Here is a 1,602-nt window from a genome sequence, read left to right as displayed (position 1 = left end):
CAGAAGGACAATCAAGTCCTGCAACAAAAAAGGCTATTGAAGCCTTGCATCAACAAGGCATAAAAACTGCGATGCTCACCGGAGATAATGCCATTACCGCTCGTGCTATTGCAACGCTTGTAGGAATTGATGAAGTACAAGCGAATGTATTACCTACAGACAAAATGAAGGCTATTGGTCTTCTTCTGAAGGAATATAAAGCAGTAGGGATGGTCGGTGATGGAATTAATGATGCCCCAGCCTTGGCTGCAGCTACTATAAGTTTTGCTATGGGAAAAGGCACTGATACTGCTTTAGAAACAGCCGATGTCGCTTTAATGAATGATAATCTGGCGATGCTGCCTTTATACATTCACTTAAGTCGTAAAACGTCTCGTATTCTACAGCAAAACATCAGCCTATCCCTGATTATTAAATTGGTGTTCTTTATTTTAGCTCTTAGTGGATTAGCTACCCTGTGGATGGCTGTATTTGCTGATATGGGTGCTAGTTTAATTGTGGTGGCAAATGGTTTACGATTGCTGAACGCTCATAAAAGCTATATGAAAAAGACTCATTTAGCCGAAAGTGACACGTTAATTAAGTAATTAAAGGGCGTAAATAGTACGCTTGTTACATGAGTTAGGAGGTCGTTATGTTGCAGTATAAAGGCTACATTGGACATGTGGTATTTGACGATCTCAATGAATTGTTTTTTGGAGAAATAATTAATACGCAAGCGGTAATTACTTTTCAGGCAACTATGGCTCACCATTTAAAAAAAGCCTTTATGGAAGCGATTGATCATTATCTAAAAAGTTGTGAGAAACAATTTAAAGAGCCTGAAGTACCTTTATTAGGACAATTGACACTCACTATTTCGCCCGAGCTTCATCGAGATGTATTCATGGCGGCAAAAAATTCAGGAGTGAGTTTGAATGTTTGGATTTGTAGTGCTTTAAGGCATGCAGTGTGTAGGCATTAAAAATAAGAAATAAGGGAGTGTTAACAAAAGAGATTATGTATTGAGAGGTGATATATGAATGGGTCATTGCATTTTTTAGTAACCGAACCCTCTCTTGGCGCACGGATTATTATACGCGCTCAAATAACTCAATTGGGGCATTGTGTCGATATGGCTTTGGATGTTGAATCCACCTTAGTTTTGGTGGAATTAAAAACCTATCATGTCATTTTGATTGATGCTGAGCTTAATAAAGAATGCGATTGTTTTGAACTGACTGATCTTATCCGGGAACAATCAATTTTTAATAAACTGACCCCCATTATATTACTGAGTACATCACCTCATAAAATTTTAAAAAACAGTCTTTACCCTTGCTTTGCAAAGCCTATGAACATTAACGATGTCACCAAGATAATTAATTATTTGGAGGAATATAATAAAAATAAATGATGTAGTGTTGGGGTTGGGACATATTATCCTCAAATAGAAGAGGAATACATTCTAATATTCAGTATGTTATGCTTAATAGGTATCGATTCAAAAGGAAATAAAAAATGACTATGGGATTTAAAAAAATTATTGTTTTGATAGGGGTATTCTTATTAGGTTGCAGTTTAATGTCCTGTGCAAAAAAACAATCCTGACCCAGTCCATCC

General features: G+C 36.6%; 3 protein-coding genes. All 3 read left to right on the top strand.

Annotated elements, in window-relative coordinates:
- Positions 1-587: HAD-IC family P-type ATPase (locus ACQY7T_RS11320; protein ID WP_428413480.1), on the top strand; the 587-nt coding region annotated here is incomplete at its 5' end.
- A 47-nt stretch (positions 588-634) separates the two neighbouring features.
- Positions 635-964 carry a type II toxin-antitoxin system HicB family antitoxin gene (locus ACQY7T_RS11315; protein WP_133137691.1) on the top strand — a complete coding sequence of 110 codons (330 nt, stop codon included), beginning with the start codon at positions 635-637 and terminating at the stop codon, positions 962-964.
- Between the two features lie 54 nt (positions 965-1,018).
- A complete protein-coding gene (locus ACQY7T_RS11310; protein ID WP_428413478.1) occupies positions 1,019-1,396 on the top strand; it encodes a hypothetical protein in 378 nt (125 codons plus the stop codon).
- Positions 1,397-1,602: the final 206 nt, after the last annotated feature.

The sequence above is a fragment of the Legionella sp. genome (assembly GCF_965140895.1).
Lineage (GTDB): Bacteria > Pseudomonadota > Gammaproteobacteria > Legionellales > Legionellaceae > Legionella.
This window is presented reverse-complemented; position numbering and strand designations above follow the sequence as displayed.